The organism is Actinomadura physcomitrii, assembly GCF_008923205.2.
Lineage (GTDB): Bacteria > Actinomycetota > Actinomycetes > Streptosporangiales > Streptosporangiaceae > Spirillospora > Spirillospora physcomitrii.
In genome coordinates this window covers 22,931-41,620 of the sequence record NZ_WBMS02000018.1, presented here as the reverse complement: position 1 = coordinate 41,620, position 18,690 = coordinate 22,931, and the positions used below count along the sequence as shown (strand labels likewise).

The window sequence follows — 18,690 nt, the reverse complement described above, 5'->3', positions numbered from 1 at the left end:
CCGCCGTCGGACCGGTGCTCGCGCTCCTCGGCGCCGCCGTCCTGGCGGCGGGCCCGTGGCTGGGGCTGGGCCTGGACGCCCAGCGCCAGATCATCCTGGTGGCGGTCCTCGCGCTGGCGGTCGGCGGGCTCAACCTCAGCTTCGGCTACGCGGGCGAACTCGCTCTCGGCCAGGTTCTGATGTACGCCACCGGGGCGTACGTGGTCGGTTACCTGTCGACGATCGGAGTGACCAACGTCCTCGTCACGCTGCCGGCCGCCGGCCTCGCCGGGCTGCTGGTCGGCGTCGTGTCGGGGGCGGCCGGGCTGCGGCTGGGCGGCTGGGTGCTCGCGCTGTTCTCGCTGCTGCTCCTCGACCTCATCCCGCGGATCGTCAACCTGCTGCACGGTCGGCTCGGAGGTGTGGCGGGGCTGAGCGGCATCAGCCGCCCGACCCTCGGAGGCCTGCCCTTCGACAATCCCACGTTCTATACGACCGCGATCATCGTGGCCGCGCTGTGGTTCGCGGCGATGCGCAACCTCGTCCACTCCCGTCAGGGCACGGCCTTCCTCGTGCTCAAGGAGAGCTCCGTCCTCGCCAAGGCGCTGGGGATCTCCACCTATCGGACAAAGTTGCGAGCGTACGCACTCGGAGCGGTCCCCGCGGGGCTGGGCGGTGCGCTGTACGCGTACCTGGACGGTTACATCGCACCGAGTGTCTTCACGTTCGAACTCGGCCTGGTGATCCTGGCGGCGGCCATCCTGGGCGGCGCCCGCTCCGTCTACGGCGCCGTGATCGGGGCGGCGCTGCTCCAGCTGGGCCCGCGCCAGCTGTCCCTCTTCGACCAGTACGCCGAGGTGGCCTACGGCATCGTCCTCGTCCTCGGCGGGGTCTTCCTGAGCACCGGCGCCGCCGGTCTGGGCCATCGGGTCTTCGACCGCCTGCTCGGCCGGGCCCGCGGCGAAGAGGGCATCGCCCCGAGCAGACAGGAGTCGGTCGATGTCCCTCCGCTCCCGGGCGAGCCGCTCGTCGTCGACTCCGTGACCGTGCGCTTCGGGGGCTTCACAGCGCTCGAGGACGTCTCGCTGCGCGCCGAACCGGGAACCGTCACCGCGATCATCGGACCCAACGGCTCGGGCAAGACCACCCTGCTCAACGTGGTGTCCGGCCTGTTGAAGCCCCGGGCGGGCGAGGTCCGGGTCGGTGGTTCGCCGGTCTCGGGATCGACGGGCAGGGCCGTCCGGCACGGTGTCGCCCGGACGTTCCAGACACCGCTCGTGCCGGCGTCGCTGAACGTCAGGGAGGTCGTGGCCTCCGGGAGACTGGGCTCGGGGAACGTGACCCTCGTGGAGACGGTGCTGCGCCTGCCGCGCTACCGGCGGGTCCGCCGCGCGGACCTGGCGGCCGCTCGCAGGGCGCTCGCCGCCGTCGGACTGAGCCGCGCCGCCGGTCTGCGCGCCGACGCGCTGCCGCTGGGCACGCGCCGGCTCATGGAGTTCGCCCGCGCCCTCGCGGCAGATCCCGCGGTGCTGCTGCTCGACGAGGTCGCCTCCGGCCTCGACGACACCGAGCTGGCGGAGCTGACCGTCCTGATCCGGGCGGTCCGGGAGGCCGGCGCGACCGTGGTGCTGGTCGAGCACAACTTCGAGCTCGTCCGCGAGATCGCGGACCATGTCATCGTCCTGGCGGAGGGGCACGTCATCTCCACCGGCGTCCCCGAGCGGGTGGCCCGGGACGAGGACGTCGTCCGCCGCTACCTCGGCAGGCGTTCGGCCGAGGGCGGGGACGCCCTGACCGGGAAGGGCACGCCATGAGCCCCGTGCTGGAAGTCCGTTCCATCGCCGGCGGATACGGTGACCTGCGGGTCGTCCGGGACGTCACGCTGAGCGTCCAGCGGGGGAAGATCACCGCCTTGCTCGGCCGCAATGGCGCGGGGAAGACCACGACGCTTCGCCTCATCTCCGGCCTCAACCGGCTCGAGTCCGGCGAGGTCCTCCTGGACGGCCGCGACGTCTCGCGGCTCTCCGCGCCCAAGCGCGCCCGGTCCGGGCTCGCCTACGTGCAGGAGGGGAAGCGGGTCTTCCGCGAACGCACGGTCAGGGAGAACATCGTCCTCGGCACCTACGCCGAAAGACCGTCCGGTGCGCAGCTCGCCGCCCGTGTCGACGAGGCCTTCGAGCGCTTTCCGGCGCTGGCGGCGAAGCGCGATTCTCCGGCGGGCCTGCTCAGCGGCGGCCAGCAGCAGATGCTCGCCATCGCCCAGGCGCTGGCGGCACGCCCCCGGGTCCTCATGCTCGACGAGCCCACGACCGGGCTGGCGCCGACCATCGTCGATGAGCTCTTCGACCTGGTCCAGGCGCTGCGGAGCGAAGGACTGGGCGTGCTGCTCGTCGAGCAGGCCGTCGACTTCTCCCTGGGCGTCGCCGACGACGCGGTGGTGATCAATCTCGGCGGTGTCGTCTTCCGCGGGGCGGCCGACGCCCCTGACGTGGGGGCGGCGGTCGAGGCGGCCTATATGGGCGCGCATCTCGGGCGAGGTTAGTCGTCCACTAGACGATCCACTGTCGGCGGCGGTGCAGGGGTGCAGACCTCTTCCATCGTGCCTCATGCTCGGACCTGCTCGACGGGCTGAAATCGGTGTGAGGCATTTCCAACTCATTGACTATAAGACTATTTATTCCTAGAGTTATTTGGAGTGCTGCGAGGGGATGGCACTTCATCGCAGGGTGGCCGCCGGCCGCCGGAAGTGAGGTCCACCATGATCGACATCGACCGGCCGTGGGTCGTCGACGACCCCCTCAGCACCAGGTATCCGGTCTACACGCGCGGCAACGTCGACGAGGTCACGCCGGACGTCATCAGCCCCCTGCAGTGGACGGCCTTCGCGGGCCCCATCTCCGATCGCGCGTGGAAGCGGGCCCTGGTCGAGTTCGGGGCCTTCGAGGAGAACGAGTTCCGGCCCGGTCTGCAGGACATCCAGGCGGTGGTGCACGGATACTGCTACATCAACCTGTCCGTGCAATGGGTCTTCGGGGTGCGCATGCCGGGCACCGACCCGGAGGCCATGAGCAGGGAATACCTCGGCACGAGGGCGGACGCACCCGTGTACCGTCCGCGTCCGGGCGATGAGGCCCCGCACCTTACCGCGCGCATGCAGCGCAGCATCGAACGGACCTTCCAGGCGATACCCCGAACGGATCTCGAGGAGGACGCGAGACGGGCCCGCAAGGTGCGGCTGGAGCGCCCCGACCTCGGCAGGCTGAGCGACCGGGAGCTGATGGCCCGGTACCGGACGGTGATCGACGAGCACTACGGGCCGGTCGTGACCAAGCATTTCCTGCTGGTCTACGAGTCCTCACTGGCGACCGGCCTGCTGGGCGCCGCGCTGGAACCGCTGGCCGACGACACGCTGCGGGTGCGGCTGATGAGCGGCTGGGGCAACGTCGCCTCCGCCGCGCCGGCCGCCGCGCTCTGGGCGCTGGGGCGGGAGGTGGCGGATTCACCCGAGCTGACGGCCGAGTTCGACGCGGGCGCCGAGGGGCTCTGGAACCGGCTCCGGTCCCGGAGCGAGCCGCACGTGCGCGCGTTCGCTCGCGGGTTCGAGGACTTCCTCGTCGAGTTCGGTTCCCGGGCGACGCAGGAATACGAGGCGATGCCGCAGACCTGGGAGACCCATCCTTCGATACCGCTCGGGATCATCGACCGGCTGCGGCTGCAGCCCGCGGACCACGACCCCGGCCCCCAGGCCGCGCGCCTGGCACGGGAACGGATGGAACTGGCCGACGACGTCCGCTCCCGGTTGGCCGACGCGCAGGCGCGGGAGACCTTCGACACCGCCCTTCGCGCCGTCGAGCTGCACCTTCCCGCGCGCGAGCAGAGCAAGACCACCATGGTCCGGCTGCTGCACGAGGCCCGCCTGCCCTTGCGCGAGATCGCCGCGCGCCAGGTGGCTCTCGGAAACCTCAACCGTGTCGAGGACATCATCATGCTCACCCTGGACGAGGTCGGCGAGCTCATCGAGAAGCCGTCCTCGCGCTCTACCGCCGGATGCTCGCGCCCGAGTTCACCCCGAAGCGGATCGCCGGGATGGCGCCCCGCATCCGCGAACTGGTCGACGATGCCGTGGACCGGCTCCTGGACGCGCCGCGGCCCGCGAACCTCCACCGGCTGGTCAGCCGGCCGATCCCGAGCCAGGTGATCTGCCTGCTGCTGGGCATCGACTACGCCGCGCACGAGCTGTTCGAAAGCCTCACCGAGCGGCTGCTCGACATGACCACCTCGGCGGAGGCGTTCCAGGAGGCCCTGCGCGACGTCGAGGACTTCATCCGCGCGCAGGTGGCCGAGCAGGAACGCGATCCCGGCGACGGCGTTCTCGGAAGGCTGCTGGTCGAGCGGGTGCGCACGGGGCAGCTCACCCACGAGCAGCTGGTGGGCTTCGCGATGCTGCTGCTCATCGGCGGGCACGAGACGACCGCGAAGATGATCACCTTGGGCATGCTGACCTTCCTCACCGAACCGGAGCAGGCCGAGCGGGTCCGCCTGCGGCCGGACCTCATGCCCGGTGCCATCGAGGAGATCCTGCGCATCCATGCCATCACCGACCTCACCGTTCCCAAGCTCGCGGCCCGGGACATGAGCGTCGCCGGGTGCCCGATCAACGCCGGGGAGGGGATCCTGCCGCTCACCGCCGCGGCCAACCACGATCCCGACGTCTTCCCCGACCCGGACCGGTTCGATCCGGCCCGCGGCGACCGCCGCCATCTCACCTTCGGGCTCGGGGTGCACGCCTGTCTCGGACAGAACCTCGCCCGCGCGGAGATGGAAGCGGTGTTCTCGGCCCTTCTGCGCCGCGTTCCATCGCTGCGGCTCGCCGTGCCGGTCTCCGAACTGGAACCGGACCGCAACGCCATCGTGTGGGGCCTGAAAGACCTTCCGGTGACCTGGTGACGGCGCCCCGGCCGGAGCGCCCCGGAACGAATGGATGTGACCAAAGGCGATGACCGTGCTCATCCCGTATCACGCGGGCATCCTCGTCCCCGACATCGCCGCGGCGATGGGGGATCTGAGCGCCCGGTTCGGCTATATGTTCAACGAACCCGTCACCATGAAGCCGTACGAGGTCGACGACCGCATCAACGGCACGACCGGTCCCATCGAAGCGACCGTCACCTATACCAGGCAGGGCCCGTTCCGGCTCGAACTCATCGAGTTCTCCGGGGACGGGATCTATTCCTCCGCGCACGGGGCCGGCCCGCACCACCTGGGGGTATGGGAGCCCGACATCGACGCCAGACTCGCCGAGGTCGAGGCATCGGGGGCGAAGATCGACGCCGTTTTCCGCGGCTCCGACGGTGCGATCTCCGTCTTCTACGTCAGCCCGGACACGGCGCCGGGCGGGACGCGGATCGAGTACGTCAGCGAACGCCAGCGGGCCCGCCTGGAGAGATGGTTCGACACGGGCGTCATCGACCAGCCCGCCCGTCCCCACGACGTCTCGGCCGGCTAGGAGCACCATGCGACCGGAGCCCTTCACCGCGGCGGTCGAGGACGAGGCGGTGGCCGACCTCAAGAGCCGGCTGCGCCGTACCCGATACCCGCTCGACATCGGCAACGCGACCTGGCGGTACGGCACCAACGCGGACTACCTGCGGTCGTTCGTCGCGTTCTGGCTCGACCACGACTGGCGGGAGACCGAAGCGGAGATCAATTCCTTCGCCAACTTCCGCGTCGTGCTGGACGGCGTCCCCGTCCACTTCCTGCACGAGCGGGGCAAGGGGCCCAGCCCGCTGCCCTTGATCCTCACACACGGGTGGCCGTGGACGTTCTGGGACTTCAAGGAGGCGATCGGCCCGCTCACCGATCCGGGCGCGCATGGCGGCGATCCCGCCGACGCGTTCGATGTGGTGATCCCCTCGCTGCCGGGATTCGGTTTCTCCGGACCGCTGGAGATCGAGGGCGTGCAGACGGCGAACACGGCCGACCGCTGGGCCGAGCTGATGACCCTGCTGGGATACGACCGGTTCGCGGTCGCGGGAAGTGATCTCGGTGTCCGGGTCTCGGCCCACCTCGCCCACGCGCACAGCGAACGCGTCATAGGACTCCATGCGACGAGCCCGCCGTCCCTGGGCTCGGCCCGTGAATCGCGCACGTCCGGCTCCTCCACGCTGGACATGCTGCTGGCCAGGCTCAACGGCCCCGTCCGCGCGATGAGAAGGGAGGATTTCGCACCCGAGGAGCGGCACCGCTTCGATCTCATGGAGCAGCGGTGGGCGGGCACCTTGTCCCATGTCGCCGCGCAGAGCACCGACCCTCAGACGCTCGCCTACGGCATGCACGACTCACCCGTGGCGCTCGCGGCGTGGCTCCTGGAGCGGCGCTACAACTGGAGCGACCACGACGGTCTGCTCGATGACTCCTTCGCGCGGCGCGCCCTGATCGACCTGGTCGGCATCTACTGGTTCACCGAGACGTTCGTGTCCAGCGCCCGGATGTACTGGCACGAGTTCCGCGCGCCCTGGAGTCCGGTGCATGACCGGAAACCCGCGATCGACGTCCCGGTGGGGGTCAGCGTGTTCCCGGTCGACGTCGTCTACCGACCGCGACGGGTCGCCGAGGAGAACGCGAACCTCGTGTACTGGCAGGAGCATGACAGGGGCGGCCATTTCGCCTGGGCCGAGGTCCCGGAACTGCTGGTCGCCGATGTCAGGGAGTTCTTCCGGCCCCTTCGCCGCGGATGAGTGCCGCAGTGGGCGGCGTGCCCAGCCTCACCCTGGCCTGCGGCAGTCTGGGCCCGGTCCCGTTCGCCGAACGGGCGGCCGCCGCGCACGGGGCCGGCTTCTCCGCGATCGGCCTGAGCCTCGCCGAGTACGACCGGCTGCGGGATACCGGTTCGTCGGACGCGGACCTCCTGTCGATCCTCGCCGACCACGCACTGGTGGTGTCGGAGGTGGAGGCCGTCGTCGGCTTCGCGGCCGAGCACCCCGCCGGCGCGGCCGGCGGCCTTCCGGCCCCCACACCGGAACCGGCGCTGGACCGCATCCTGCGCATGGGGGAACGGCTGGGCGCCCGCCGGCTGCAGGTGCTCGGCACGTTCGGATCCCCCGTCCTGGAAGCGGATGCGGTGGCACGCTTCGCCGCGCTCTGCGATCGTGCGGCCGGCCACGGCCTGACGCTCGCGATCGAGTTCATTCCCGGAACGAACATTCCGGACGCGGCGACCGCCGCGGCCATCGTCGGTGCGGCCGGACGCGCCAACGGCGGAGTGTGCGTCGACAGCTGGCACCACTTCCGCGGGCATCCCGACGAGAAGGCCCTGCGCCGGATACCGGCCGAGCACATCGCGATGCTGCAGATCAACGACGGTCCACTGATCCCGCAGGAGGACGACTACCTCAGCGACACCAAACGCCACCGGTCGCCACCGGGCACGGGGGAGTTCGACCTCGTCCGGTTGCTGCAGGCCGTCAGCCGCGCCGCGCTGATCGCCCCTGTCTCCGTGGAGGTCCTTTCACAGGACCTCGCCGCGCTTCCGCCGGCCGAGGCGGCGTCCCTCATGGCGGCCCGCACTCGCGCGGTGCTCGCCGCCGCGGGCGTGACCACGGGACCGGTCGGCGAGTGAGGAAGGATGCGATGGAAAGCGCTACCGCGCGGTTCACGCCGATTCGGCTGGGCGACCTCACCGTCCCCAACCGGATCGGGCGAGCCCGTTGTCACGGTGCGCCACGCCGAGCGTCAAGCTGGCGGTGGCCTGGCGGCTCGTCCAAGCTGAAGCCAGCAAGTTCAGTCGTCGGCGGGCGACCTCACGTAACGCCTCGGCACGAACTGCCGTATCGGAGCGGCCCGTTCAGTGTCGGCCTGTGCCGATCCGTCCGCAACGAGCCCGAATTCCGTGCCGCATGGTGCCGCCGCGTGTCCTTCTGATTCGGAACCGCCGAGCCGACAACGAGCCGACATGGACTGTTGACGATCTTGTAGCGCGAATACCCGATAGCCCGGCATGTACGCCGACGCGCCAGCGCAAGGGCTCTACGTCGGCGAGATCCTGATCGCCTGCGTCGTGCCGCGCCCGCGAACCCGGGGGCGGACGGGCTGGTCGCCGACCTTCAGCGGCTCGTGAAGACGCGGTACGCCGCGCACGCCTGACCGCGCAGGGGCCACTTCGTTCCGCGGCTCCCGAGGACGCCGAGCGGGAAGGGAGCGGGCGGGGAGCTCCTGCAAATTCATACTTTTACGGTAGGTATTGACGGCAACATGAGCGGTGCTTACTGTTCCCGGCAGAGGGTCGGCGCCGTCCGGCGGAGGACGGCTGCCGATCGCGAACCGGAGGGTGCCGCATGAGTGAGTCCCGCCTGCCGACGGCCGTCGAACTGGACGGGGACGGCGCCCATCCGGCCGCGTGGCGGTACTCCGGGCGAGCACCCGGCGCGGTCCTCACCGCGGGAGCGCTGCGCGAGGGCGTGGCCGCCGCGGAGGCCGCCGGCTTCACCCTGGCCACGTTCGACGACGCGCCCGTCCCGCCGAGCACGGGCGTCAACGCCGCCGGACGGCTGGAGGCCGGCGCCCGGGCGGCGTTCGCCGCGACGATCACCGAGCGGATCGGCCTCGCGCCGACCCTGCACGTGACGACCACCGAGCCGTTCCATCTCGCCACCCAGCTCGCGAGCCTGGACCACGCCGGCCGCGGCCGGGCGGCGTGGCTGGTCGGAGCCGCGAACGACCCGGAGTCGCTCGCGACGATCGGGGCGTCCCCGCTCGCGCCGGAGGAACTGCGGCGGGAGGTGCGCGACGTCGTCGACGCCGCCCGGCTCCTTTGGGACTCCTGGGAGGACGGCGCCGTCATCAAGGACGCCGCCACCGGCCGGTTCCTGGACGCCGACCGGGTCCACCACGTCGACTTCGCAGGCGCCCGGTTCACGGTCAAGGGCCCGCTGATCACGCCCCGGCCGCCGCAGGGCCAGGTCGTCGTCCTCGCCCCGGCCGCCCTGGAGCTCGGAGCCCGCGCGGACATCGCCCTCGTCGGCGGGCACGACACGGCCGCTCTGGGGGAACGCGCGGCGGAGGCACGGGAGACCGGCACCCCGCTGGCGTTCGCCGAGATCGAGGTCCTCCTGGGCGGGACCGACGCGTCGGCCGCCGGACGCGCCGCCCGGCTGGAGGAGTCCGCCGCCTGGCCGGACACCGGCCGGTTCCGGTACGTGGGGTCCGCCGGCGGATTCGCCCGCCTGCTGCGGTCGCTCGCCGGGATCGTCGACGGGGTGCGGCTTCATCCGGCCGTCCTCGCCGCCGACCTGCCCCTGCTCGCCGAGCACGTGCTGCCCGCCCTCGATGCGGCCGGCCTGCACCGCCCGCCCGCGACGGGCGCGACGCTGCGGGACGCCCTCGGACTGCCCCGCCCCGCGAACAGGTTCACCGCCGCCTCCTGAGGGGAACTCGACCATGACCGAAGCCTCCACCGGCGCCCTCTACGATCCGCACGCCCGGGTCCACCTCGGCGTCTTCTACACCGGTGTCGGCCCGCAACTGCTGTGGAACGATCCGTCCGCCGCCGACCATGTCGCGATCGGGACGTTCGTCGAGGTCGCCCGGCTGCTGGAGCGCGGGCTGTTCGACGCGTTCTTCCTCGGGGAGGGGCTGCGGGTCCGGGAGAACCGGGGCCGCGTCCACGACCAGGACGTGGCCGGCCGTCCGGACGCGATCACACAGCTGTCCGCCCTCGCCGCGGTCACCGAGCGGATCGGGCTGGTCGCCACCCAGAACGCCACCTACAACTTCCCGGCCGATCTGGCCCGCCGGCTGGCGAGCCTGGACCTGCTGTCGGACGGCCGCGCCGGCTGGAACATCGTCACGACCGACAACGCCTGGACCGGTGCGAACTTCCGCCACGGCGGATGGCTGGCGCACGAGCGCCGCTACGACAGGGCGGGCCAGTTCGTCGACGCCGTCACCGCGCTGTGGGACGCCTGGGAGCCGGACGCGGTCGTCGCCACCGGGGAGGCCAAGAGCTGGGCCCGGCCGGGCTCCATCGGCGAGGTCGCCCGCAGCACCGACCTGGTGGATCTTCGCGCCGTCCCCACGGTCCCCGCGAGCCGGCAGGGCCGGCCGGTCCTCTTCCAGGCCGGCGACTCCGACGGCGGCCGGGAGCTCGCCGCGTCCCGCGCCGACGTGGTGTTCTCGGCGAACACCCCCTACGACAAGGCCGTCGCCTACGCGGCCGACCTGCGCGCGCGGCTGGCCAGGTACGGACGCTCGGCCGACTCTCTGCGGATCCTGCCCGGCGCCTCGGTCGTCCTCGGCGACACCCCGGACGAGGCCGTCGAACGCGCCCGCTGGGTGCGCGAGGAGCAGATGTCGGCACCGCGCGCGATCACGTTCTTCGAGCAGTACTGGGGGACGGACCTGTCCGGGTACGACCCGCAAGGGCCGCTTCCCGACATCGACCCCGTCGAGGGCGAACTCGACCCGTCGCGCGGCACCATCCCCATCGAGCGGCGCACCGGCAAGCTCGCGCTGATCGCCCGGTGGCGCGAGCAGAGCGAGCAGCGCGGCCTGTCGATGCTGGAACTGGCGAGACAGGTCGCGCCCGGGCACCCCGCCTTCGTCGGCACGCCGTCCCAGGTCGCCGACGAGTGGGTCCGCTACGTCCGCACCCGTGCCGTCGACGGGTTCAACATCACGCCGTACCTGATCCCGTCCGCGCTGGAGGACATCGTCGACAAGCTCGTCCCCGAACTGCAGGAGCGCGGCGCGTACCGCACCGCCTACGAGGGCGAGACGCTGCGCGAGCACCTGGACCTTCCTCCGCTGAATCCGTAGGGAGGCCCCGGATGCGGTGGTCAGGGAAACCAGCGGCGGGCCGTGAACCGCGTCCCGTCGCGGCCGATCTCGACGGCGCCCGGCCCGCAGAAATGGGCGGGCACGACCAGGGCGGCGGTGTCCGCGGCCCGTTCGAGGATGCGGCGGCGGGTTCGGGCGGCGGCCGACGGGTCGTGGCAGAAGCAACTGGAGGCGTCCGGCGCCAGCAGCTGGACGGGCGTGTGGAGCAGGTCGCCGACGAACAACGCGCGCTCGCCTTCGGACTCCACGGTGAGCATCCCGTGCCCTGGCGTGTGCCCGGGTGCGAGGTCGAGCCGCAGGTTCTCATCGATGACGAAGCGGTCCTCCCAGACGACCGCCTGCCCCGAACGCAGCACCGGCTCCACCGACCTGGCATGGACGGCGGCGCTGCGTCCCGGCTCCTCCACCAGCGTGTCCGGGGCGAAGAAGGCGAGGTCGGCGGCGGAGAAGAGGTACCGGGCCCGGGGGAAGGACGGCACGTGCTCGCCGTCGCCCTCGCGGGTGTTCCAGCCGACGTGGTCGGCGTGCAGATGGGTGCACACCACGAGGTCGACGTCGCCGGGCGCCACGCCCGCGGCGGCGAGCGCCGCGGGCAGGTCTCCGCCGGCGGGCACGCCCTCCTGGCGGGGGTCCGGGACCAGCCCGGTGTCGATGAGGACCGTGCGCCCGGCACTGCGCAGCAGCCAGCTGTGGACGGAGACGCGGACGCGGCCGGAGCCGGGGTCCCAGTGGTCGGGGGCGAGCCAGGCGCGGTTCGCCTCCCAGACGTCGGGGCCGGTGCCGGGGAGCAGCGCGGCGGGGGTCAGGGGCAGATTCTCGAAATGCGGTATCCGGGTCACCGAGACCGCGCCGATGTCGAACGTGCGCATACGCTGATCTTCGTGACGCCCCGGCGGGACCGGAAGAAGGAACCTTCATGTCCACTGACGTGCCGTCCGCTCGCCCGGTGACATCCGGAGCGGTGGAGCGCGGGGTCGTCGTCACCGCCGCCGAGTACGGCGCGTGCCCGGTGACGGGCGTCCTGCGGTGCGTCGGCGACAAGTGGAGCCCGGCGGTCATCCGGCTGCTCGCCGACCGGCCGCACGGCTTCAACGAACTGGACCGCGCCATCGAGGGGATCAGTCGCCGCGTGCTCACCCGCACCCTGCGGGCGCTGGAGGCCGAGGGGCTCGTGAGCCGGACTCCGGCTCCCGGAAGGGCGGCCCGTGTGGAGTACGCGCTGACCGCGGTGGGAGCGTCGCTGCGCGAGCAACTCGCCGCACTGGGCCGGTGGGCCGCCGAGCACGCCGCCGAGCTGCCCGGCATGACCTATGTTCCTCGGGAGGAACATCCGATGCAGAAGGCGGATGACCTGGGCTACGAGGTCCGCGCCACCGGGTGGGACGATCCCGACGCCGCGGGACTGCGGGACGCGATGCAGGCGGAGATGGAGAGCCGGTACGCCGACCGGGTCGCGGAGGTCCTCGCCGCGGCGGCGGACCCGGACCGGAAGCTGGACGGCGCGCTCGGCGTCGAGGCCGAGCAAGTGGTGTACGTCGGCGTCGCCTATGCCGGCGGGACCGCGGTCGGCCACGTTGCGTTGCGGCGTTACGGTGACGGCGTCGAACTGAAGCGGATGTACGTCGCGCCCGCGCATCGCGGTTCGGGGGCCGCCACCGCGCTGCTGGCGGCGGCGGAGCGGGCCGCCCGGTCCCTCGGAGCGTCCCGCGTCGTCCTGCAGACGGGGGACCGGCAACCGGACGCCGTCCGGCTCTACGAGCGCGAGGGCTACACCCGCATTCCGGTCTTTCCGCCGTACGAGTGGCTCACTTTCTCGATCTGCATGGAGAAGCCCCTCTGACGGCACCGTCGCGCAATCGGCGACGGACGGTCAGATCGCCGTACCCCAGTGAATTCACCGTTTGCGGTTCATGCGGATGATAAGGGGGGCCTACAGGGGACACGCTCGCGCGAGGCATTGCTTTGATGGGCGAGGAGCGTGCTTCGTGGCGCCGCCTGGAGGCGATGATGGGTGACTCCCAGGACCTGATCCTGGAACTGGTCCGCGAATACCACCGCGAAAGGGAGCGGAGCCGGCGTTTCGTCCCGGGCGAGACGCTCGTGATGCCCTCGGGCGCCGACCTGAACGAGGACGACCGGGTGGCGCTGGTCGAGGCCGCGCTCACCCTGCGCATCGCCGCGGGCCCGAGCGCGCTCGCCCTGGAGCGGGAGCTCGGACGGACCCTGCGGCGCCGCAAGGTCCATCTGACCAACTCGGGGTCCTCGGCCAACCTGCTGGCGCTGACCGCGCTGACGCAGCCGGAGATCGGCGCCGGCCGGCTGAAGCCGGGCGACGAGATCGTCACGGTCGCGGCGGGATTCCCGACGACCGTCAACCCGATCCTGCAGAACCAGATGGTGCCGGTCTTCGTCGACGTCGAGCTCGGCACCTACAACACCACGGCCGAGCGGGTCGCCGAGGCGATCGGCCCCCGGACCCGCGGCATCATGATCGCGCACGCGCTCGGCAACCCCTTCCCGGCGGCCGAGGTGGCCGAGCTGGCCGCCGAGCACGGCCTGTTCTTCGTCGAGGACAACTGCGACGGCGTCGACGCGAAGTACCGGGGGCGGCCGACCGGGACGTTCGGCGACTTCAGCACCGTCAGCTTCTATCCCGCCCATCACCTGACCATGGGAGAGGGCGGCTGCGTCACCACCGACCGGCCGAGGCTGGCGCGGATCGTGGAGTCGCTGCGCGACTGGGGCCGGGACTGCTGGTGCGAGCCGGGGGACTGCGACACCTGCGGCAAGCGCTACACCCAGCAGTTCGGGGACCTGCCGTACGGCTACGACCACAAGTACACGTTCTCGCACGTGGGCTACAACATGAAGACCACGGACCTGCAGGCGGCGCTGGGGCTCTCGCAGCTCAAGCGGCTGCCGGAGTTCGGCGCCGCCCGGCGCCGCAACTGGCGGCGGCTCCGCGAGGGCCTGGACGGCCTTCCGGGTCTGCTCCTGCCCGAGCCCACGCCCGGCGGCGATCCGAGCTGGTTCGGCTTCGTCATCACTGTCACCGCCGACGCGCCGTTCGACCGGGACGAGATTGTCGCCCACCTGGAGGACCGGCGGATCGGCACCCGGATGCTGTTCGCCGGCAACCTCACCCGGCAGCCCGCCTACCGGGGCCGGGAGTACCGGGTGTCGGGGAGCCTCGCCAACAGCGACGCCATCACCGCGCGCACCTTCTGGATCGGAGTCTTCCCCGGTCTCACCGACGAGATGATCGACTACGTGATCGCCACGGTCAGGGACTTCGTCACGAGCCGGCGGTAGCCCGCGTCACGGCCGCGGATCGGCCCGGACCCGCGCCTCGGGCGCGGTGTGCTCCTCCTGCCGGGCGGCCTCGTTGCCGTCGTAGGCGGCGCGCGCGGCGGCGATCTTCGCGTGGTTGTTCTCGGCCCACGCCGACAGGGCGCGGGTGGAGGCGTAGAGCTCCTCGGCGAGGGCCGTGGCGGTGTACTCGACCTGCGGGGGCACGGTGGGGTGGACGGTGCGGGTGATGAGCCCGTCGCGCTCCAGCGTGCGCAGCGTGAGGGTCAGCATGCGGCGGCTGATGCCGGGGATCGACCGGTGCAGTTCGGCGAACCGGATGGGCCCGTCGCTCGCCGCCGCGATGATCGCGATTCCCCACTTGCTGCCGACCCGGTCGAGGGCGTCGCGGAATGCGGCGCACGTGTCGGGCTCGACGTCGTCGGGCAGCCGAGATCCTGCTGTCATCGCCTTCCCTTCCCGGTGCGGACGCCTCAGCGTCGCACGCGCCCGTCCGGGCGGGCAACCGATGCCCGCCCGGCAGGGGCGGGTCAGGGGGGCGGATCGGGGAGCGCGGTGCGCAGGGCCGGCGCCACCTCGGTCGCGAGCAGTTCGAGGGACGTCCGGTGGTCGTGCTCCGACAGGCCGTCGGGGTCGACGCTGACCACGACGAGCGAGTGGCCGAACACCTCGTGCTGGCGGTGCACCTTGTCGATGATCTGCTCGGGGCTGCCGACGAGCGCCGGCGAGCGCGCCGCGAACTCCTCCACGGTGGCGAAGGCCGGGCGGGCGCCGATGCCGCGCTGCATCGCGACCAGGCGCTCGTAGGCGGGACGGTACGCGGCGATCGCCGCCTGCGAGGTCTTCGCCACGAGGAACCCCGGCGTGCCCGCGCCGGTGAAGAGCCGGTCGGCGGGACGGCCCCGCCGCGCCCATTCGGCGCGGTAGTGCTCGACCAGGGGCCGGACGCTCTCGCTGGACGCTCCCGCGTTGGAGAACACGACCGGGTCGCCGTACTCGGCGGCGAGGGCCACCGACTCCGCCGACGAGGAGCTCCCGTGCCAGATCCGGGGACGCCCGCGCAGCGGCCGGGGGAGGACGCGCGCACCGTCCAGGCGCGGCCGCCGTCCCGCCGGCCAGGAGACCTCGTCCCTGGTCCACAGCTCGTGCAGGAGCCGGAAGTTGTCCGCGAGGGCGGGGCGCTGCTCGCCCGGCGCCAGGCCGAACAGCGCGCCGCCCGGCCCGGCGCCCTTGCCGACGATCAGCTCCAGCCGCCCGCCGGACAGCTGGTCCAGGGTCGCGTAGTCCTCGGCGACGCGCACGGGGTCGAGCATCGACAGCAGGGTCACGCCGGTGAACAGCCGGATCCTGCTGGTCAGCGCTGCCACGTGGGCGAGGACGACCGGCGGCGCGCTGGACAGGAACGGCCAGTGGTGGCGTTCGCCCACGCCGAAGCCGTCGAAGCCGAGCTCCTCCATGTACCGGGCGGTGGCGACCGTGCGGCCGAAGCTCGCGCGCGTTGCGGCCGGCTCGTCCGCGCCCGCGGAATCCAGGAAACGGATGGGAGCCACCCCGAAGAACTTCACGATCGGTACCGCCGTATTCGCATTCGTCCGCGCCCGCGATTCCGCTGAACGCGGATCGCTTTTCTCCAGTCGCCAAACGTAGGCGGTGGGCGGCGGCCCCGGAAGAAGGAACATTGCTGTTACCACCCGGTCCCGTGCTTTCCTGTGCGCACACGCGGTCAGGAATGGTCCGAAAGGGGGTGGGGTGTGTCCGCGCCGACCGATCTGCGGCTGGAGCACCGGCCCGCGGCGCTGGGGCTGACGGAGCGGTCGCCCCGGCTGAGCTGGCGGCTGCCGCCCGGGACCCGGACGCAGCGGGCCTACCGGATCCGCGGCCGGGCGGGCGACCGGTCGTGGGACACCGGGTGGGTCGCGTCGGACCGCAGCCTGTTCGTCCCCTTCGGCGGCCCGCTGCTCGCGTCGCGGGAGCCCGTGCGGTGCGCGGTGCGGGTCCGCACCGACGCCGGCACCAGCGCCTGGTCGGAGCCCGCCGCCTGGGAGATGGGCCTGCTCGATCCGGACGACTGGGCCGCCGCGTGGATCGGGCCTGCGGAGGCCGAGGTGCCGCCGGCGGGCTTGCGGCCCGGCTACCTGCTGCGCGGCGAGTTCACGGTCGACCGGCCCATCGTCCGGGCTCGGGTGTACGCCACGGCGTGCGGCCTGTACGAGCTGTTCCTGAACGGCGAGCGGGTCGGGGACGCCGAACTCGCCCCCGGCTTCACCGCCTACCGCGACCACCTGCACGTCCAGGCGTACGACGTGACCGCCGCGGTCCGCGCCGGCGCCAACGTGCTCGGCGCCGTCCTCAGCGACGGCTGGTTCCGCGGCCGGACCTCCTTCCACCGCCTTCCCGACGGATTCGGCGACCGCACCGCGCTGCTGGTCCAACTGCACGCCGACCACGAGGACGGGACGTCCACGGTGGCGGGGACGGGCCCGCGCTGGCGAGCGGCGGTCGGGGCCGTCAAGGCGGCCGACTTCTTCGACGGCGTCGCCGCCGACCTGCGCGACGAGCCGGCCGGGTGGAGCGCCCCCGGGCCCGTCGAGGGCGGCTGGGCGCCCGTCGCCGTGCGCGAGCGTCCGGCGGCCCGGCTGGTCTCCTCGCCCGCTCCGCCCGTGCGGCGGCTCCAGGAACTGCGCCCGGTCGCGATCACCCGCCCGGAACCGGGCCGGCACATCGTCGACTTCGGCCAGAACCTCGGCGGATGGGTTCGGCTGGCCGGCCTCGGACCGCGCGGCACGGTGCTTTCGCTGACCCACGCCGAGGCGCTCACCCCGGACGGCACCGACGTCAACACCGCCAGCGGGCAGGCCACCCTGCACTGGTACACGCCGGCGCGCGGGATCCAGACCGACCAGGTGGTCTCGGCCGGCCCGGACGGCCCGGCCTTCGAGCCGCGGCACACCCGGCACGGCTTCCGCTACCTGCGCGTCGACGGGCATCCCGGCCCGCTCACCGCCGACGCGGTGACGGCGGTCGCGGTCAGCTCCGACCTCCCGCGCACGGGCTGGTTCCGGTGCAGCGACGAGCGGCTCGACCGGCTCCACGAGATCGCGTACTGGACCTACCGCAACCAGGCCTGCGACGTACCGACGGCCGAGATCACCCGTGAGCTCGCCGGATGGACCGACTTCGGGTGGAACATCCGGGGCGCCCGGCTGCTGAACGACGTGTCCGGGCTGAGCGCCAAGTGGCTGGCGGACCTCGCCGCCGACCAGTGGCCGGACGGGACGGTGCGCAACTACGCGCCCGACCCCCTCGGCCCGCGCAGCCTGACCGCGCGGTTCGCCATCCCGCACGGCCAGGCGGGCTTCGGCGACGCGGCCGTGGTGGTCCCGTGGGAGACGTGGCGGGCCTACGGCGACGACGGCCTGCTGGAGCGGCAGTACCCGTCGATGACCGCATGGGTCGACCGGGTAGCCCGGATAGCGCGGGAGCGCCGGCACCCGGACCGGCGCGCCGCGCGGCCCGTCCCGGCGCCGCACGAGGAGTTCCTCTGGGACACCGGCTACCACTTCGGGGAGCACCTCGAACCCGCGCCGCCGCAGCGCCCGGTGTCGCCCCGGCGGCCGGCGTCGCTCGGCGGGCGGCGCACCACCTGGGCCACCGACCTGGACTCCTTCACCGCCGCCGTGGTCGAGGAGATGGAGTCCCGCGACCACGCGGCGTTCGCCACCGCCTACTTCCACCGGTCGGCCCGGCTGCTGTCCAGGATCGCGGGCGTCCTCGGCAAGACCGGGGACGCCGAACGGTACGGGCGCCTCGCCGACGACGTCCGCGCCGCGTGGCAGGCCGAGTTCATCACCGCCGACGGGGGGCTGGCCTGCGACACCCAGGCGACGCACCTGCGCGCGCTCGCCTACGGCCTGGTCCCAGAGGCGCTGCGGGCGCGGACCGCGGACCGGCTGGCGGAGCTGATCCGCGCCGCCGGCACGCGGCCCGGCACGGGGCTGCCGACGACGCACCTGCTGCTGCCCGTCCTCGCCGACAACGGCCACCTCGACCTCGCCTACGAACTGCTGCTGCGCAGGGGGCCGCGGTCCTGGATGTCGGTGATCGACAACGGCGGGACCACGTTCTGGGAGACCTGGGACGGCATCGCCCCGAACGGCGCCACGATGCTGGCGCTGAACATGCCGACGCGGGCGAGCGTCGTCGAGTTCCTGCACGGCCACGTCGCCGGCGTGCGGCTCGACCCCGAGCTGCCCGCCTACCGGCGGTTCCGGGTCGAGCCGCGGCCGGGCGGCGGCCTGACCTGGGCCGAGGTGACCTACGACTGCCCCTACGGGCGGATCGAGGCCGGGTGGCGGTCCGAGCGCGGCCGGTTCTCGCTGGAGGTCACGGTCCCGCCCGGCACGACGGCCGAGGTGGTGCTCCCCGACGGGTCGCGGGCGGAGGCCGGCCCCGGCGCCCACGCGTTCTCCGCGCGGCCGGCGCCCGCCGGTTCAGGGGTGGCGTAGGGGGTCGCGGAAGGGGTTTCGGATCTGCCGTTCACGGCAGCCTGGGCATGGATCGCAATCGCCG

15 protein-coding genes are annotated in these 18,690 nt (G+C 72.5%); 12 read left to right on the top strand and 3 right to left on the bottom strand.

The window, feature by feature from the left end; translation table 11 throughout:
• Nucleotides 1-14: 14 nt before the first annotated feature.
• From F8568_RS22945 to F8568_RS22905, 9 genes are all read left to right on the top strand, one after another.
• Nucleotides 15-1,793 (top strand): branched-chain amino acid ABC transporter ATP-binding protein/permease, encoded by a 1,779-nt coding sequence (locus tag F8568_RS22945; RefSeq protein ID WP_160573721.1) that lies wholly within the window; start codon nt 15-17, stop codon nt 1,791-1,793.
• A complete protein-coding gene (locus tag F8568_RS22940; RefSeq protein WP_151595729.1) occupies nt 1,790-2,521 on the top strand; it encodes an ABC transporter ATP-binding protein in 732 nt (243 codons plus the stop codon). Before F8568_RS22945 ends, F8568_RS22940 begins: the two co-directional genes overlap by 4 nt.
• 216 nt (nt 2,522-2,737) lie before the next feature.
• Complete coding sequence (locus tag F8568_RS22935; protein ID WP_160573720.1) at nt 2,738-4,177, top strand: PEP-utilizing enzyme; 1,440 nt, start codon at nt 2,738-2,740, stop codon at nt 4,175-4,177.
• Entirely contained in the window at nt 4,066-4,926 is an 861-nt protein-coding gene (locus tag F8568_RS22930; RefSeq protein ID WP_160573719.1) for a cytochrome P450, read from the top strand. The genes F8568_RS22935 and F8568_RS22930 overlap by 112 nt, the downstream gene beginning before the upstream one ends.
• Nucleotides 4,927-4,981: 55 nt before the next feature.
• A complete protein-coding gene (locus F8568_RS22925; RefSeq protein WP_160573718.1) occupies nt 4,982-5,485 on the top strand; it encodes a VOC family protein in 504 nt (167 codons plus the stop codon).
• Nucleotides 5,486-5,492: 7 nt separating this feature from the next.
• Nucleotides 5,493-6,716 carry an epoxide hydrolase family protein gene (locus F8568_RS22920; RefSeq protein ID WP_151595726.1) on the top strand — a complete coding sequence of 408 codons (1,224 nt, stop codon included), beginning with the start codon at nt 5,493-5,495 and terminating at the stop codon, nt 6,714-6,716.
• On the top strand, nt 6,713-7,597 hold the full coding sequence (locus tag F8568_RS22915; protein WP_151595725.1) for a sugar phosphate isomerase/epimerase family protein: 885 nt from the start codon (nt 6,713-6,715) through the stop codon (nt 7,595-7,597). Before F8568_RS22920 ends, F8568_RS22915 begins: the two co-directional genes overlap by 4 nt.
• A gap of 715 nt (nt 7,598-8,312) precedes the next feature.
• A complete protein-coding gene (locus F8568_RS22910; RefSeq protein WP_151595724.1) occupies nt 8,313-9,401 on the top strand; it encodes an LLM class flavin-dependent oxidoreductase in 1,089 nt (362 codons plus the stop codon).
• Between the two features lie 13 nt (nt 9,402-9,414).
• Nucleotides 9,415-10,791: an NtaA/DmoA family FMN-dependent monooxygenase gene (locus F8568_RS22905; protein WP_151595723.1), complete on the top strand. Its 1,377-nt coding sequence runs from the start codon at nt 9,415-9,417 to the stop codon at nt 10,789-10,791.
• 20 nt (nt 10,792-10,811) lie between these two features.
• Here F8568_RS22905 and F8568_RS22900 read toward each other — a convergent pair whose 3' ends face one another.
• Nucleotides 10,812-11,681: an MBL fold metallo-hydrolase gene (locus F8568_RS22900; protein WP_151595722.1), complete on the bottom strand. Its 870-nt coding sequence runs from the start codon at nt 11,679-11,681 to the stop codon at nt 10,812-10,814.
• Between the two features lie 47 nt (nt 11,682-11,728).
• Between F8568_RS22900 and F8568_RS48465 the strand changes: the two genes are divergently transcribed.
• Nucleotides 11,729-12,652 (top strand): GNAT family N-acetyltransferase, encoded by a 924-nt coding sequence (locus F8568_RS48465; RefSeq protein WP_236009052.1) that lies wholly within the window; start codon nt 11,729-11,731, stop codon nt 12,650-12,652.
• Between the two features lie 125 nt (nt 12,653-12,777).
• Nucleotides 12,778-14,124 (top strand): lipopolysaccharide biosynthesis protein RfbH, encoded by a 1,347-nt coding sequence (gene rfbH, locus F8568_RS22885; protein WP_236009051.1) that lies wholly within the window; start codon nt 12,778-12,780, stop codon nt 14,122-14,124.
• Between the two features lie 6 nt (nt 14,125-14,130).
• Here the strand turns inward: rfbH and F8568_RS22880 are convergent, their stop codons facing one another.
• Both F8568_RS22880 and F8568_RS22875 read right to left on the bottom strand, forming a co-directional pair.
• Nucleotides 14,131-14,568 carry a winged helix-turn-helix transcriptional regulator gene (locus tag F8568_RS22880; protein ID WP_151595721.1) on the bottom strand — a complete coding sequence of 146 codons (438 nt, stop codon included), beginning with the start codon at nt 14,566-14,568 and terminating at the stop codon, nt 14,131-14,133.
• Nucleotides 14,569-14,651: 83 nt separating this feature from the next.
• The gene (locus F8568_RS22875) at nt 14,652-15,671 is read right to left on the bottom strand and encodes an LLM class flavin-dependent oxidoreductase (RefSeq protein ID WP_202125244.1); all 1,020 of its coding nucleotides are present in this window, start codon (nt 15,669-15,671) and stop codon (nt 14,652-14,654) included.
• 201 nt (nt 15,672-15,872) lie between these two features.
• Here F8568_RS22875 and F8568_RS22870 point away from each other — a divergent pair, with 201 nt between their 5' ends.
• Nucleotides 15,873-18,626 carry a family 78 glycoside hydrolase catalytic domain gene (locus F8568_RS22870; protein ID WP_151595719.1) on the top strand — a complete coding sequence of 918 codons (2,754 nt, stop codon included), beginning with the start codon at nt 15,873-15,875 and terminating at the stop codon, nt 18,624-18,626.
• The last annotated feature ends 64 nt before the right edge of the window (nt 18,627-18,690 follow it).

Bases quoted from the DNA above. Each gene is read 5' to 3' on its own strand.
- F8568_RS22905 (WP_151595723.1), top strand. From the start codon at position 9,415: ATGACCGAAGCCTCCACCGGCGCCCTCTACGATCCGCACGCCCGGGTC.
- F8568_RS48465 (WP_236009052.1), top strand. From the start codon at position 11,729: ATGTCCACTGACGTGCCGTCCGCTCGCCCGGTGACATCCGGAGCGGTG.
- F8568_RS22920 (WP_151595726.1), top strand. From the start codon at position 5,493: ATGCGACCGGAGCCCTTCACCGCGGCGGTCGAGGACGAGGCGGTGGCC.
- F8568_RS22915 (WP_151595725.1), top strand. From the start codon at position 6,713: ATGAGTGCCGCAGTGGGCGGCGTGCCCAGCCTCACCCTGGCCTGCGGC.
- F8568_RS22910 (WP_151595724.1), top strand. From the start codon at position 8,313: ATGAGTGAGTCCCGCCTGCCGACGGCCGTCGAACTGGACGGGGACGGC.
- F8568_RS22900 (WP_151595722.1), bottom strand. From the start codon at position 11,681: ATGCGCACGTTCGACATCGGCGCGGTCTCGGTGACCCGGATACCGCAT.
- F8568_RS22930 (WP_160573719.1), top strand. From the start codon at position 4,066: ATGGCGCCCCGCATCCGCGAACTGGTCGACGATGCCGTGGACCGGCTC.
- F8568_RS22880 (WP_151595721.1), bottom strand. From the start codon at position 14,568: ATGACAGCAGGATCTCGGCTGCCCGACGACGTCGAGCCCGACACGTGC.
- F8568_RS22940 (WP_151595729.1), top strand. From the start codon at position 1,790: ATGAGCCCCGTGCTGGAAGTCCGTTCCATCGCCGGCGGATACGGTGAC.
- rfbH (WP_236009051.1), top strand. From the start codon at position 12,778: ATGGGCGAGGAGCGTGCTTCGTGGCGCCGCCTGGAGGCGATGATGGGT.
- F8568_RS22935 (WP_160573720.1), top strand. From the start codon at position 2,738: ATGATCGACATCGACCGGCCGTGGGTCGTCGACGACCCCCTCAGCACC.